The sequence below is a fragment of the Neisseria sp. P0001.S005 genome (genome assembly GCF_051963715.1).
Window position 1 is genome coordinate 1 of record NZ_JBQCTZ010000582.1, and the last position, 479, is coordinate 479.

The window sequence follows — 479 nt, forward strand, 5'->3', positions numbered from 1 at the left end:
TGCAGGACCATACCGCCGATCAGCTGTACATCGAAGTGGCGCATGCCCAATACACGGCTCGATGCTTCGCGGCAGACGGCAAAGGCTTCGACCAAAATGTCGTCCAAGCTTTGTCCGTCGGCGAGACGTTGTTTGAATTCGGCTGTTTTAGCTTGCAGTTCTGCATCGCTCAAGGCCTGCATTTGTTTCTCAAGCGCGTTGATTTTGGCAACGGATTTACGATATTGTTTCAGCAGGCGGTCGTTGCGGCTGCCGAAGATTTTCTTAGCAATGTTTGTCAGCATGAATAATTCCTGCGCCTTGATATAATAGTGGGCGAAATTGGGATTTTAACACAAGCGCTTGTATAACGCGGTAATGCTGTTTGAAATAAAGGCGGTTTTGCTGTATTTCAATTGTAATTGTTTGGTTAATTTACTGAGAGGCCGTCTGAAACATATGGATTTAGCACAATTAGGCAAGCGCGATCATTTATTGGC

At 46.1% G+C, this 479-nt stretch carries 1 pseudogene; it reads right to left on the reverse strand.

Going from position 1 to position 479, the window contains the following annotated elements:
• Positions 1–284, reverse strand: a pseudogene (gene secA / locus ACTHSP_RS21805) (preprotein translocase subunit SecA); the annotation flags it as partial.
• Positions 285–479 lie beyond the last annotated feature (195 nt).